Below are 13,452 nucleotides of genomic sequence, written 5' to 3'. Positions count from 1 at the left end.
GATCTGTCCGCGTGCTCTTCCGATCTGAACGCACCGTGCGGCCCCGGGCCGTTCCCGGTCACCGTTGACTCGGATGCGACCGCCTTATAACTTCACTATACGGATTGTTGTTTCCGGGAAGCGGAAACAGCCCAAGCGTGGAGGGTGCGGACGATGGGTCAGCAGGAGAACGTGGCGACGAGCCTCGCCGGTGCGGTCAGCGACGGGATCAGCGCGTCCCTCGCCCCGGTGGACGCCGAACTCGCCCGCCGCTACCCGGGCGACCCCGGCACCCGCCAGCCCGTGCACACGGTCTACGTACCGGGCGACACCTTCACGGCAGGCACCCTGCGCACCTGGGGCGACGAGGCGCTGAAGGCGCTCGACGAGCACGCCCCCGACGCCGCGGCACTCGCCGAGGTGCTCGGCATCCCGGACGAGCTGGCCGGACCGGTCCACGACCGCGTCCGCGCCAAGCTGGAGCGCGAGCCGGTCGAAGACCTGAGGATCGACTTCGAGGACGGCTACGGACCCCGCTCCGACGCAGAGGAGGACGAGGCGGCCGCCCGCGCGGCCCGGCTCGTCTCGCAGGCGTACGCCGACGGCACCGCCGCCCCGTACATGGGCATCCGGATGAAGTGCATGGAAGCCGCCGTCCGGGACCGGGGCATCCGTACCACCGACGTCTTCCTCACCGGCCTCATGCGGGCGGGCGGACTCCCCGACGGGCTCGTCCTCACCCTTCCGAAGGTGACGTACCCCGAACAGGTCGCCGCCTTCGTCCAGCTCCTCGAAGCCTTCGAGCGGGCCCACGGGCTGCCGGACGGGCGCCTCGGCTTCGAGATCCAGATCGAGACCAGCCAGTCCATCCTGGCCGCCGACGGCACCGCGGCCGTGGCCCGCATGATCGACGCGGCCCAGGGGCGGGCCACCGGGCTGCACTACGGCACGTTCGACTACAGCGCCTGCGTCGGTGTCAGCGCCGCTTACCAGGCGAGCGACCACCCGGCCGCCGACCACGCCAAGGCCGTCATGCAGGTCGCCGCCGCCGGGACCGGCGTACGCGTCTCCGACGGCTCGACCAACGTCCTTCCCGTCGGCCCCACCCCTCAGGTCCACGAGGCGTGGCGGCTGCACTACGGCCTCACGCGGCGCGCCCTGGCCCGCGCCTACTACCAGGGCTGGGACATGCACCCGGGGCACCTGCCGACCCGGTACGCGGCCGTCTACACGTTCTACCGCGAGGGCCTGGAGCAGGCCGCCGCCCGGCTCGCCGCGTACGCGGCCAAGGCCGGCGGCGACGTGATGGACGAACCGGCCACCGCCAAGGCGCTCAGCGGCTACCTGCTGCGCGGTATCGACTGCGGCGCCCTGGACACCGGGGAGGTCGCGGAGCTGACCGGGCTGACCCGCGCGGACCTCGACGCCTTCGCCTCGCCCCGGCGCGGCACCCTGACGGTCACCGCGCCCTGAGGCCCTCCTTCAGGCCGGAGGGATCTCCCCCGAACCGCGGGCGATCAGACGGGTCGGGAGCACCACGCGGGCCGGGGGGTGACCGGCCCCGTCCAGGCGCCGGAAGAGGTGCTCGGCGGCGGTGCGGCCCGCCGCCGCCGGGTCCTGGGAGACGACGGTGATGCCGAGCAGGTCCGCGAGCTCGATGTCGTCGAACCCGACCAGGGCGACCGGCCGCTCCCGGTCCGCGAGGACGCGGACCACCGTCACGGTCACCCGGTTGTTGCCGGAGAAGAGCGCCGTCACCGGCTCCGGACCCGAGAGCATCGCCTCGGCGGCGGCGCGGACGCGGCCGGGGTCCGTGGAGCCCAGCGAGACCCAGGAGTCCTGGACGGTTGTCCCGGCCTCCGCCATGGCCGCGTGGTACCCGCGCAGTCGCTCGGTCGCGGTGTGGATGCGCGGCTGGTCACCGATGAAGCCGATACGGCGGTGGCCGTGCGCGATCAGATGGGCGACGCCCCCGCGGGCCCCGCCGAAGCTGTCCGAGAGCACCATGTCCGCCTGGATCTGCCCGGCCGGGCGGTCCACGAACACCGTCGCGACCCCGGCCTTGATCTCCGGCTCCAGATAGCGGTGGTCGTCCGCGGCCGGGATCACGATCAGGCCGTCGACCCGGCGCGCGCACAGTGCGAGGACCAGCTCCTCCTCGCGCTCCGGGTCCTCGGCGCTGGAACCGTTGATGAGCAGGGCCCCGTGCGCGCGGGCCACTTCCTCGACCGCGCGGCTCAGCGGCCCGTAGAAGGGGTCGGCCAGGTCCTCCAGGACCAGGCCGATGGAGGCGGTGCGGCCCTTGCGCAGCACCCGCGCGCTGTCGTTGCGGCGGAAGCCCAGCGCCTCGATGGCCTCCTGCACCCGGCGCTCCGTGTCCGGGGTGACCCCCGGCTCGCTGTTGACCACGCGGGAGACCGTCTTCAGGCCCACCCCGGCCCGGGCGGCCACGTCCTTCATGGTCGGCCGGTTGCCGTAACGGGGCTCGGGATGACGGGCGGTCTCGGCCACGGTGCGCTGTCCTGTCGTCGGTCGGGCGGTCCCGGCGGGCCACGGCGGCTGCCGTGGGGCTCCCGGAGGGTGTGGCGTCGAGCATAGGCCCTGGACAACGTTGTCAAGGGGATGGAGACTGGGCAGACTGTGCACCTGAGCCGCAGGTCCCGTCCACACACCCGGAGCCACACCGATGCAAACCGACCTCGTCGCCGCCCTGGACATCGGGGGGACCAAGATCGCCGGTGCGTTGGTGGACCGGGACGGCACGCTCGTGGCGCGCGCGCAGCGGCCGACGCCCGCCCGGGAGAGCGGCGCACGCGTCATGGAGGCGGTCGGCGGCGTCCTGGCCGATCTGGCCGCCTCCCCGTACTGGGGCGACGCGACGGCCGTGGGCATCGGAAGCGCGGGCCCGGTGGACGCCGCCGAGGGGACGGTCAGCCCGGTCAACGTGCCCGGCTGGCGGCGCTTCCCCCTCGTCGAGCGGGTCGCCGGCGCCACGGGCGGCCTCCCGGTCACGCTGGTCGGCGACGGCGTCGCGATCACCGCCGCGGAGCACTGGCTCGGCGCGGCGCGCGGTCATGACAACGCGCTGTGCATGGTGGTCTCGACCGGTGTGGGTGGCGGGCTCGTCCTCGGCGGCGCCCTGCACCCCGGTCCCAGCGGGAACGCCGGCCACATCGGGCACATCAGCGTGGACCTCGACGGCGACCTCTGCCCGTGCGGCGCGCGCGGTTGCGTCGAGCGCATCGCGAGCGGCCCCAACATCGCGCGCCGCGCGCTGGACGCCGGGTGGCGGCCCGGCCCGGACGGCGACGCGACAGCGGTCGGCGTCGCGGCCGCCGCGCGAGCCGGCGACCCGGTCGCCGTGGCCTCCTTCGAACGCGCCGCGCAGGCCCTGGCGGCGGGGATCGCCGCGACGGCGACCCTGGTCGAGATCGACATCGCGGTGATCGGCGGCGGGGTCGCCGGGGCGGGCGACCTCCTGTTCGCCCCGCTGCGCACGGCCCTGCGCCGGTACGCCACGCTGTCCTTCGTCCAGCACCTGACGGTGGTACCCGCGGTCATGGGCAACGACGCGGGCCTGGTCGGGGCGGCGGCGGCCGCGCTGGCCACCACCGCCCGGCCGCTCGCGGACCCGCTCAGCAGGTGATCCGCAGGTCCCCCCAGTCCGCGTGGTCCGAGTCGACGCCGTCGCCGGCGTCCGTGACCACCAGCCGGACGACCTGGGCCCCGGTCACGTCCGCCGAGAGGGGCTGCGGAGCCATCGCGTTGGTGAGGGTCCCGGTCGAGGCGGCCTTCTCCCCGTCCGCCCAGACCTCGAAGGTCACGCTGCCCTTGGTGCCCTTCTCGTCGTCCACTCCCACCTGCGCCGTCACGGTGCCGCACGCGCCGCCCGCGTAGTACTCGACGCTGCTCGCCGCGTGCGCGCCGAGCCCCTTGGCGTACACCTGGCCGCCGATGGTCAGCGGGTGGCCGTCGCCCGCGGCGCTCTCGCCGTTGCTGGTGTCCGTCTCGACGGGGCCGTAGCCGTTGGAGGCGCTGAGCTGCGGCAGGTCGCTGAGGTAGCCGCCGCCGGCCGGGGGCGCGACCACCACATGGGCCTGGAACGGGACGGTGGACCGGATCCGCTCGCCGGTGGGGGAGCCGTACCGGGCGGTGAGCGTCAGGTCGTAGCTGCCGGGGGCCGTTCCGGCGGGGGCCGTCACCCGCCACCGGGTGGCCAGCGCGCGGCCGGTGGACAGCGCGGCCGTCCGCGTCGCCGACGCGGCCTCCACCCGCCAGCCGGCCGGGCCGGTGAGCGCGGCGGACACCGTGAGCGCGGGCGTGCGGCCCAGGTCGGTGACCTCGGTCGTCAGCGCGGCGGTGCGGCCCGCCTCGATCAGCGGGCTGCCCTCCAGGGCGAGTTCGACGGCCGGCGGGTGCGCCGCCCACCGGTGGCCGGCGGCGACGCGCAGCAGCACGGTGCCGTGTGCGGGCACGGTCGCCGAGAGGGCGCCCGCCGTGTTGCGGGTGGTGTGCTCCCACAGGTCGCGGACGGTGTACCCGGAGGCGTGCGGCAGGCCCACCGCGGCGGCCGTGGTGGAGATCCGCTGCGCGCTGCCGGTCTCGTTGAACAGGGCCACGGCCCGGGAGCCGTCCTTCATCTCCTTGGCGACGACCCAGCGCCCGCCCTCGGAGGAGAGCACCTCTCCCTGCCGGCCCAGCGGGTCCTGGTCGACGGCGATGACCTCCTCGTTGGAGAGGATGTCGAACGTCTCCTGCGAGGCGGTGCGCAGGTCGGAGCCGATGAGCAGCGGCGCCGCCATCACCGACCACATCGAGAAGTGGGTGCGGTACTCGGTGTCCGTCATCCCGCCGTTGCCGACCTCCAGCATGTCGGGGTCGTTCCAGTGCCCGGGGCCGGCCGCGGCGGCGAGCGGGAGGTTCTGCTTCATGATCGACAGCATGCTGCCCCAGCTGTCGTTGATGTCGCCCGTGGTGCGCCAGAGATTGCCCAGTTCGGCCGCCCATTCCCAGGGTTTGTTCTGTCCCCATTCGCAAATGCTGTAGACGATGGGCCGGCCGGTCGCGACGAGAGCGTCCCGCATCGTCGTGTAGCGCTCCTTGGCGTCCACTCCCTGGTTGTTGCAGTTGTCGTACTTGAGGTAGTCGACGCCCCAGTCGGCGAACTGCCGGGCGTCGCTGTATTCATGGCCGAGCGCGCCGGGAAGACCCACGCTGTCGCAGGTCCTGGTGCCGGCACTGGTGTAGATCCCCAGCTTCAGGCCCTTCGCGTGCACATAGTCCGCGACCGCCTTGATGCCGTGCGGAAAGCGCACCGGATCGGCTACCAGCTTTCCTTCCGCATCGCGTTCCGGAACCGCCCAGCAGTCGTCGAGATTGACGTACTCGTACCCGGCGTCCTTCAGGCCCTTCTCCACGAAGATATCGGCGATTCCCTTGACCATCGCCTCGTCGAACTCGGCGCGGCAATGCGTGGAGTTCCAGTTGTTGAAGCCCATGGGCGGGGTGAGGGCCAGTCCGTTCGCGGCCCGGATCCCGGCGGCCGGTGCCGGTGCCGGGGCGTGCGCGGCGGCGGGAGCCACGACCCCCGCCGTACACAGGAGGCCGGCGGCCAGGGCTCCGAGGACTCTGGGGCGGATCGCTCGGGTGGGACGGCTTGGAAGATGACGCATCGTTACGTTCCTCCGTACTCGTGCCGGATCAGGCGGCGACATGCACACGCCAAGACGAGCGAATACGTTAGAGCGTGTTGAACTCTGTTGGAAGAGGGCACGTGCCCCGTCGACCACATCTCGTCAAAACCCTTGACTGCGCCCCTTGTTGGGGGTGTGATCCAAGCGCACGTTCGGTTGTGTTCGGTTGCCTTCCGGAGGACGGGCTCATGGCACACTCGTACAACAGATCGGATCTGCCCGGCAGCGTCGCGGGACATCGGATGTCCCGGCGGAGCCTGCTGCGAGGCGCGGCGCTCGGTGCCGGCGCGGTCACGCTTCCCGCCCTGCTCGCCGCGTGCGGCGGAGGCCCCGGCGGGGACGGCAAGACCATCACCCTGGGATCGAACGGGTCCGACCCCGTTCCCAAGAAGGCGTTCGCCGACGCTTTCAAGGCGTACGCCGAGCAGTCGGACGGCCGGAAGGTCGAGGTCAACACCGTCGACCACAACACCTTCCAGGAGAACATCAACCGCTATCTCCAGGGCAAGCCCGATGATGTCTTCATGTGGTTCGCCGGGTACCGCATGCAGTTCTTCGCGAAGAAGGGCCTGCTGTACGACATCAGCGACAACTGGCAGCACTACACGGGGTTCTCCGAGGCCCTGAAGGACCAGTCCACCGGCGAGGACGGCAAGCAGTACCTCACCCCGTACTACTACTATCCGTGGGCCGTCTTCCACCGGAAGAGCCTGTTCACGGAGCGCGGTTATCAGGTGCCCAAAACCCTTGACGAGTACGTGGCGCTCGCCAAGGAGATGAAGAAGGACAAGCTGGACCCCATCGCGTTCAGCGACAAGGACGGCTGGCCCGCCATGGGTACGTTCGACTACATCAATATGCGCACCAACGGATACGAATTCCACAAGAGCCTCATGGCCGGTGAGGAAGCCTGGACGGACAAGCGTGTCCGGGAGGTCTTCGACACCTGGCGGCGCCTCCTCCCGTACTGCCAGCCCGGCGCCAACGGCCGTACCTGGCAGGAGGCCGCCACCAGTCTCCAGAAGCGCGAGGCGGGCATGACCGTGCTCGGCCTGCCGCACCCCGGGCAGCAGTTCCCCAAGGACCAACAGGCCGACCTGGACTTCTTCCCGTTCCCCGTGATCAACCCCGAGCACGGCCAGGACGCCGTGGAAGCGCCCATCGACGGGTTCCTGCTCGCCAAGAAGTCCAAGAACCTGAAGAACAAGAAGACGCTGGAGAGCGCCAAGGACCTGCTGAAGTGGCTCGCCACCGGCAAGGCCGAGGACATCTACCTCAAGGGCGACCCCAACAACATCGCGGTCAGCGACGAGGCGGACACCTCCACGTACACCCCGATCCAGAAGAAGGCCGTCGCACTCGTCTCGGGAGCCAAGCAGATCTCGCAGTTCCTCGACCGCGACACCCGCCCGGACTTCGCGTCCACGGTCATGATCCCCGCGATCCAGAAGTTCATCAGCAGCCCCGGCGACGTGGACGGCCTGGTCAACGACATCGAACGGCAGAAGAAGTCCATCTTCGCCTCGGACTGAACCGGGAGTACCCACCGTGCCGTTCATCTCGGGGAGGCGCACCGGACGTCGGGGCACGCGGCGGTACACCCGTCGCGACCTGGTCGTGCTCGGTGTGCTGCTCGGTCTGCCCGTCCTGCTCGACCTCGCCATCGTCTGGGGCCCGACGCTGGCCTCCGTCGTCCTCTCGTTCACCAGCTGGGACGGGATCGGCGACATCGAGTGGGTCGGGACCCGCAACTACGTGAACCTGTTCACGAACTACCCGCAGTTCTGGCCGGCCGCCCGGCACAATCTTCTCTGGCTCGCCTTCCTCGGCCTCGTCGCCACCCCGTTCGGGCTGCTCCTGGCCGTGCTGATCGACCGGGGCGTGCGGTTCAGCCGGTTCTACCAGTCCACGCTGTACATGCCCGTCGTGCTCTCGCTCGCGGTGGTCGGCTTCATCGCCCAGCTCGTGTTCTCGCGGGACCAGGGCGCGCTCAACGCGGTCATCGGCGACACGGAGACCCCGACGGACTGGCTCGGCGATCCGGACCTCAACATCTGGATGGTCCTGCTGGCCGCCGCCTGGCGCCACACCGGCTATGTGATGATCCTCTACCTCGCCGGGCTCAAGGCCGTCGACCAGTCGCTCAAGGAGGCGGCGGCGATCGACGGGGCGAGCGAGGCGCAGACCTTCTTCCGCGTCGTCTTCCCGACCCTGCGGCCGGTCAACGTCATCGTCGGCGTGATCACCGTGATCGAGTCGCTGCGCGCCTTCGACATCGTGTACGCGGTCAACCACGGCCGCAACGGCCTCGAACTGCTGTCCGTGCTCGTCACCGACAACATCATCGGCGAGGCCAGCCGCATCGGCTTCGGCTCCGCGATCGCCGTCGTCCTGCTGGCGGTCTCCCTCGGATTCGTGGCGACATACCTGGTCCAGGAGCTCCGAGGGGAGAAAGACCGATGACCACCACGCAGCAGACCACCCGTGCGGTCCCGGCCGCCCCTGCCGGGGCCCGCCGTCGGCTCCGCCCGGGGCGACTCGGTGTGCACGCCTTCCTGATGACGGTCTCGCTGGCCTTCCTCGCCCCGCTGCTGCTCGCGGTGTACGCGTCCCTGCGGCCGTACGACGAGACCTCGGAGTACGGCTACTTCTCGCTGCCGCGCCATCTCTCCCTGGACTACTACCGGCAGGCGTTCACCGACTCCGGCATGACGAAGTACTTCGTCAACACCCTGATCATCGCGGTGCCGGGCGTCCTGATCACCCTGTTCCTCGCCTCGTTCGTGGCCTTCGCGCTCGCCCGGCTGAAGATGCGCGGCGGGCTGGTCCTGCTGATGCTCTTCACGGCGGGCAACCTGCTCCCGCAGCAGGTGATCGTCACCCCGCTGTACGTCGTCTTCAACCGGATCCCGCTGCCGTACTGGATGTCCGACTCGATGACGATGTTCGACTCCTTCTGGGCCGTCATCCTGGTGCAGATCGGCTTCCAGATCGGCTTCTGCGTCTTCGTCCTGGCCAACTTCATGCGCACCCTCCCGCCGGAGATCCTGGAGGCGGCCGTGGTGGACGGGGCGGGGGTGTGGACGCGGTTCTGGCGGATCACCCTGCCGCTGTGCCGCCCGGCGCTCGCCGCGCTGGGCACGCTCCAGTTCACCTGGATGTACAACGACTTCCTGTGGGCACTGGTCTTCATCTCCGACGGCGACAAACTGCCCATCACCTCCGCGCTGAACAACCTGCGCGGACAGTTCTTCACGGACTACAACCTGCTCGCCGCCGGCTCCGTGATCGTGGCGCTCCCGACCCTCGTCGTCTTCCTGCTGCTCCAGCGGCACTTCATCGCCGGACTCACGCTGGGGTCCGGAAAGGGGTGAGAGGGGTGCCCGGCGGAACGGCCGGGCACCGTCATCACGTCCTATTCGCAGGCCACGCCGTCCCCGTCGCGGTCGAGGTGCCGGCCGTACCCCGGGTCGCCCCGGTGGATCGGGGCCGCGCCGGCCGCGCGCACGGCGGTGCAGTTGGCGTAGTACGCGGAGCCGCCGCCTCCCGAGTTCCCGCCGCTCGAACCCGAATCGTCCGAAGCGGAGTCGTCGGAGCCGCCTGCGGGGGCCTCGGGCGCGACGGTGACCTTGACGGTCTTCGTCTTCGTGACCGTCGGCACCGCCTTGGGGCTCGCCGTGACCGTCTCGGTCACAGCGGGCTCCGGCGGGGGCGTGACCGACACCGTGGCGGTGACGGCCGGCGCGGGCGAGGACTTCGCCGCGGCCTCCGTCCGGCCCGAACCGGAATCCCCGCCCGCGGCGCCCATGCCCACACCGATGAGGAACAGGACGGCCGCCGCCGGGATGACGATTCGTTTCCTCGCCCAGCGGGGCGCGCCACCCCCGGGGGCGCCCGGTCCCCGGGGGCCGAACGGGGACGGCTGCGGCGGCGGCCCCCAGGGAGGCGGCTGTGGCGGAGGGTTGTGCGACATGTGACCCCCAGAAGTTGCGTGGAGGGACGACCGTAGCCGGGGCGCCGAACGCGTGGGAGGCCAATCCTCCGCAAGTGATGGAGTTGTGACCCTCATGTGAAGCCGGTGTCTCGCCACGGTCCGCGCGGGCCCGCCGTTGTCAGTGGCGGGTGCGATCCTGCGTGCATGGACGAGATCATGCGACGGCGGGTGTACGGCGCCGACCACGACGACCCCGACCCGGGCCCACGGCCCGGCCACGAGTACCGCGAACTGGTCGGCGGGCCGCTGGACGGACTGCTCCTCGACGTCACGGGGTGGACACCGGTGGCCCTCGCGGACGGCTCCGCCCTGGTCACCGAGATCGGCGCGTACGGACCGGGAGGCCGCGCGGAGTACGGGCCGCGCCCGGACGAGCCGGACAAGTGGGACTGGCGGGGCGATACGCCGTAGCCCGTGGACGGCCCCGTCGTCCCGTCCGCGCAACGCATCGCCTCGGGCGGGTTTTCGCGGCAGGGTGTTGCGGGCAAGCCACAGGGGGCTGCTACGGAAGAGGGGGAACCGTGATCGTCTGGATCAACGGTGCGTTCGGCGCCGGAAAGACCAGCGCCGCGCGTGAACTGATCGATCTGATCCCGAACAGCACCTTGTACGACCCGGAACTCACCGGGACGGGGCTCGGAAGCCTGCTGCCCCAGAAGAAACTGGCCGAGGTGACGGACTTCCAGGACCTGCCGATCTGGCGGCGCCTCGTGGTGGACACCGCCGCAGCGCTCCTCGCCGAGCTGGGCGGAGTCCTCGTCGTGCCGATGACCCTCCTGCGGCAGGAGTACCGCGACGAGATCTTCGGCGGCCTCGCCGCCCGGCGCATACCGGTGCGCCATGTGCTGCTCTCGCCCGAGGAAACGATCCTGCGCACCCGCATCGCCCACCGGGCGCAGTACCCGGGCGACGCGGAGGGTGTGGACCCGACCGGCCGCTGGGCGTACGACCGGATCGAGCCGTACCGATCGGCCCTCGGCTGGATCACCGGGGACGCCCACACCATCGACAACAGCGCGCTCACCCCGCGCGAGACGGCCGAGCGGATCGCGGAGGCGGTACGTACCGGCGCCGCCCCCGCCTGCGAGATCGTTCAGACCCCGGAGCCCACCGCGGAGACCGTCGCCTCCGGGGTGCTCCTCTTCGACGAGCACGACCGGTTCCTGCTCGTCGATCCCACGTACAAGCCCGGCTGGGAGTTCCCCGGCGGCGTCGTGGAGGCCGGCGAGGCCCCGGCCCAGGCCGGCATCCGGGAGGTGGCCGAGGAGATCGGCATCCAGCTCGAACGGGTGCCCAAGCTGCTCGTCATCGACTGGGAGGCGCCCGACCCGCCCGGGTACGGAGGTCTGCGCCTCCTCTTCGACGGCGGGCTGCTGCCCCGGGCGGACGCGGAACGACTGCTGCTCCCCGGCTCCGAGCTGCGCGGCTGGCGGTTCGTCACCGAGGCGGAGGCGGCCACCCTGCTGCCGCCCACCCGCTACGAGCGGCTGCGCTGGGCGCTGCGGGCCCGCGAACGCTCAGCCGTGCTCAACCTGGAGGCCGGTGTCCCCGTCGGCTGAGGCCCGCAGGACCGCGGCGGCGTCCTCGGTGAGGGGGTCGCCGTGGCCGAAGCAGACCGTGGCCGGCTCCAGCGCGGCCAGCCGCCGGAACGAGGCCACGGCCTGCTTCCGGTCGATGTTGAAGACGCCCAGCATCACCTGCCCCACCCCGGCCACGCAGTCGCCCGTGAACAGCACGCCGTGCCCAGGCAGATGCACACCGATGGAGCCGGGCGTGTGACCGGGGGAGTGGACCACCCGCGCCCCGCCCCCGAACGGCAGCACCGCCCCGTCGGACAGCTCGGTGTCGACCCGGGTCGCAGGCGCCGGGGGAACCGTCAGCGCGTGCTCGTACAGCGGGCGTTCCCAGTCCAGGAGCACCGGCTCCCCGACCTCCTCCTCGCCCCGGATCACCGGCGCGTCCAGCCGGTGCGCCAGAATCTCGGCACCGTGGCGGTCGGCCAGCTCCTGGGCGGCGCCGTAGTGGTCCCGGTGGCCGTGAGTGATGACGATCCGGGCGATGCCGGCGGGGTCGTGGCCGAGACCGCGCACCGCCTCCTCGATGGCGGGTGCCGCGTTCACGTCGCCCGCGTCGATCAGGGTCAGCTCCGTCCCGTCGCGCCAGAGGTACGCCTGGCCGATCGGGAAGCGGAACATGTGCAACTGCGGAAGCACTTCTACGAGATCCATGCGGCGAACGTAAGCGGCGGCGGACGGCCACCGCACGGATCTACGCTCTCGGCGAGCTTCGCTCAACGCGTAGCCGGCCCGACGAGGACTCAGACCGCCTTCGATGCCGCGTAGTTGCGCAGGAACAGGGCCTCGGTCACGGACAGCCGCTCCAGCTCGTCGGGCGACACGCTCTCGTTCACCGCGTGGATCTGCGCCTCCGGCTCGCTGAGCCCGATCAGCAGGATCTCCGCCTCCGGGTACAGCCCGGCCAGCGTGTTGCACAGCGGGATCGAGCCGCCCATGCCGGAGGACTGCATCTCCTGGCCCGGGTACGCGACCCGCATGGCGTCGGCCATCGCGGTGTACGCCGGGCTCCCGATGTCCGCGCGGAACGGCTGCCCCTGGCCGACCTGCTCGACCGAGACCTTCGCACCCCACGGGGCGTGCGCGAGAAGGTGCGCGGTCAGGAGCTTCGTGGCCTGCTCCGCGTCCTGGCCCGGCGGCACCCGCAGACTGATCTGCGCACGGGCGCTCGCCTGCACGGAGGGCGTCGCGCCGACCACGGCCGGGCAGTCGACGCCGATCACGGTGACGGCGGGCCGCGCCCAGATCCGGTCGGCGACCGTGCCGGTGCCGATGAGCCCGACCCCGTCGAGGACCTTGGCGTCCTTCCGGAACTCCTCCTCCGGGTACTGCAGTCCGTCCCACTCCTCGTCCGCGGTCAGGCCGTCGACCGTGGTCGAGCCGTCCTCGGCGCGCAGCGAGGCGAGCAGCTGGATCATCGCGGCGAGCGCGTCGGGCGCGGCGCCGCCGAACTGGCCCGAGTGGAGGTTGCCCTCCAGGGTGTCGAGCTGGACCCGCAGCATCGTCATGCCGCGCAGCGTCGAGGTGACGGTCGGCAGCCCCACCCGGAAGTTGCCGGTGTCACCGATCACGATGGTGTCGGCCGCCAGCAGCCCGGGGTGCGCCTCGGCGTACCGCTCCAGACCCCCGGTGCCCTGCTCCTCCGAACCCTCCACGATCACCTTGACCGAGACGGGGACCCCGCCGTCCGCCTTCAGCGCGCGCAGGGCGAGGAGATGCATGATGAAGCCGCCCTTGCAGTCGGCCGCCCCCCGGCCGAACCAGCGCCCGTCACGTTCCGTCAGCTCGAACGGCGGGGAGATCCAGGCGGCCTCGTCCAGCGGCGGCTGCACGTCGTAATGCGCGTAGAGCAGCACGGTCGGAGCGCCCGCCGGACCGGGCAGGAAGCCGTAGACGGACTGGGTGCCGTCCGGCGTGTCGAGCAGGGCCACGTCCTGGAAGCCGTCGGTGCGCAGGGCGGCGGCGACCCACTCGGCGGCGCCCTCGCACTCGCTCTTCGGATAGACCGCGGGGTCCGCCACCGACTGGAAGGCCACCAGCTCGGTCAGCTCCGCCTTGGCGCGGGGCATCAGTGAGGCGACGGTCTCGGGAATCGGATGGCCGGTCATGGGGCACGCTCCTGGTGGGTGCGACGTTATGTGTACGTTTCCGGTCACTCGCCCGCCTGGAGTGCGGCGTCGCGGGTACGTCGGAGACTCGGCCGATCCTCCCA

At 71.4% G+C, this 13,452-nt stretch carries 12 protein-coding genes; 7 read left to right on the top strand and 5 right to left on the bottom strand.

Annotated features, from left to right (window positions below; all coding sequences use genetic code 11):
- The first annotated feature begins 153 nt into the window (after positions 1-153).
- Positions 154-1,452 carry a DUF6986 family protein gene (locus ACN6LM_RS04485; protein WP_445063946.1) on the top strand — a complete coding sequence of 433 codons (1,299 nt, stop codon included), beginning with the start codon at positions 154-156 and terminating at the stop codon, positions 1,450-1,452.
- A 9-nt stretch (positions 1,453-1,461) separates the two neighbouring features.
- Here ACN6LM_RS04485 and ACN6LM_RS04480 read toward each other — a convergent pair whose 3' ends face one another.
- Positions 1,462-2,490 carry a LacI family DNA-binding transcriptional regulator gene (locus ACN6LM_RS04480; protein ID WP_445063945.1) on the bottom strand — a complete coding sequence of 343 codons (1,029 nt, stop codon included), beginning with the start codon at positions 2,488-2,490 and terminating at the stop codon, positions 1,462-1,464.
- Positions 2,491-2,665: 175 nt separating this feature from the next.
- Here ACN6LM_RS04480 and ACN6LM_RS04475 point away from each other — a divergent pair, with 175 nt between their 5' ends.
- Positions 2,666-3,625: an ROK family protein gene (locus tag ACN6LM_RS04475; protein WP_445063944.1), complete on the top strand. Its 960-nt coding sequence runs from the start codon at positions 2,666-2,668 to the stop codon at positions 3,623-3,625.
- Here the strand turns inward: ACN6LM_RS04475 and ACN6LM_RS04470 are convergent.
- Positions 3,615-5,651, bottom strand: a complete 2,037-nt coding sequence (locus ACN6LM_RS04470; protein WP_445063943.1) for an NPCBM/NEW2 domain-containing protein — start codon at positions 5,649-5,651, stop codon at positions 3,615-3,617. The two genes, ACN6LM_RS04475 and ACN6LM_RS04470, sit on opposite strands and share 11 nt — an antisense overlap.
- Before the next feature lie 263 nt (positions 5,652-5,914).
- Between ACN6LM_RS04470 and ACN6LM_RS04465 the strand changes: the two genes are divergently transcribed.
- From ACN6LM_RS04465 to ACN6LM_RS04455, 3 genes are read left to right on the top strand one after another with little or no spacing between them, the layout of a single operon-like run.
- Positions 5,915-7,204 carry an ABC transporter substrate-binding protein gene (locus ACN6LM_RS04465; RefSeq protein ID WP_445063950.1) on the top strand — a complete coding sequence of 430 codons (1,290 nt, stop codon included), beginning with the start codon at positions 5,915-5,917 and terminating at the stop codon, positions 7,202-7,204.
- A 16-nt stretch (positions 7,205-7,220) separates the two neighbouring features.
- Positions 7,221-8,135 carry a carbohydrate ABC transporter permease gene (locus ACN6LM_RS04460; protein WP_445063942.1) on the top strand — a complete coding sequence of 305 codons (915 nt, stop codon included), beginning with the start codon at positions 7,221-7,223 and terminating at the stop codon, positions 8,133-8,135.
- On the top strand, positions 8,132-9,046 hold the full coding sequence (locus tag ACN6LM_RS04455) for a carbohydrate ABC transporter permease (RefSeq protein WP_445063941.1): 915 nt from the start codon (positions 8,132-8,134) through the stop codon (positions 9,044-9,046). The genes ACN6LM_RS04460 and ACN6LM_RS04455 overlap by 4 nt, the downstream gene beginning before the upstream one ends.
- A 41-nt stretch (positions 9,047-9,087) precedes the next feature.
- Here ACN6LM_RS04455 and ACN6LM_RS04450 read toward each other — a convergent pair whose 3' ends face one another.
- A complete protein-coding gene (locus ACN6LM_RS04450; RefSeq protein WP_445063940.1) occupies positions 9,088-9,645 on the bottom strand; it encodes an excalibur calcium-binding domain-containing protein in 558 nt (185 codons plus the stop codon).
- 165 nt (positions 9,646-9,810) lie between these two features.
- Between ACN6LM_RS04450 and ACN6LM_RS04445 the strand changes: the two genes are divergently transcribed.
- Together ACN6LM_RS04445 and ACN6LM_RS04440 are read left to right on the top strand one after the other, a co-directional pair.
- Complete coding sequence (locus ACN6LM_RS04445; RefSeq protein ID WP_445063939.1) at positions 9,811-10,077, top strand: hypothetical protein; 267 nt, start codon at positions 9,811-9,813, stop codon at positions 10,075-10,077.
- 110 nt (positions 10,078-10,187) lie between these two features.
- Positions 10,188-11,225, top strand: coding sequence for an NUDIX domain-containing protein (locus ACN6LM_RS04440; RefSeq protein WP_445063938.1), 1,038 nt, complete (start codon positions 10,188-10,190; stop codon positions 11,223-11,225).
- On the opposite strand, the gene ACN6LM_RS04435 is transcribed toward ACN6LM_RS04440, so the two are convergent.
- Both ACN6LM_RS04435 and ACN6LM_RS04430 read right to left on the bottom strand, forming a co-directional pair.
- Entirely contained in the window at positions 11,184-11,894 is a 711-nt protein-coding gene (locus ACN6LM_RS04435) for an MBL fold metallo-hydrolase (RefSeq protein WP_445063937.1), read from the bottom strand. The genes ACN6LM_RS04440 and ACN6LM_RS04435 overlap by 42 nt on opposite strands.
- Before the next feature lie 89 nt (positions 11,895-11,983).
- A complete protein-coding gene (locus ACN6LM_RS04430) occupies positions 11,984-13,348 on the bottom strand; it encodes a dipeptidase (RefSeq protein WP_445063936.1) in 1,365 nt (454 codons plus the stop codon).
- Positions 13,349-13,452: the final 104 nt, after the last annotated feature.

The sequence above is a fragment of the Streptomyces sp. SAS_281 genome (genome assembly GCF_052542855.1).
The sequence above is the reverse complement of the archived record's forward strand: the minus strand, read 5'-3'. Positions and strand labels throughout refer to the sequence as shown.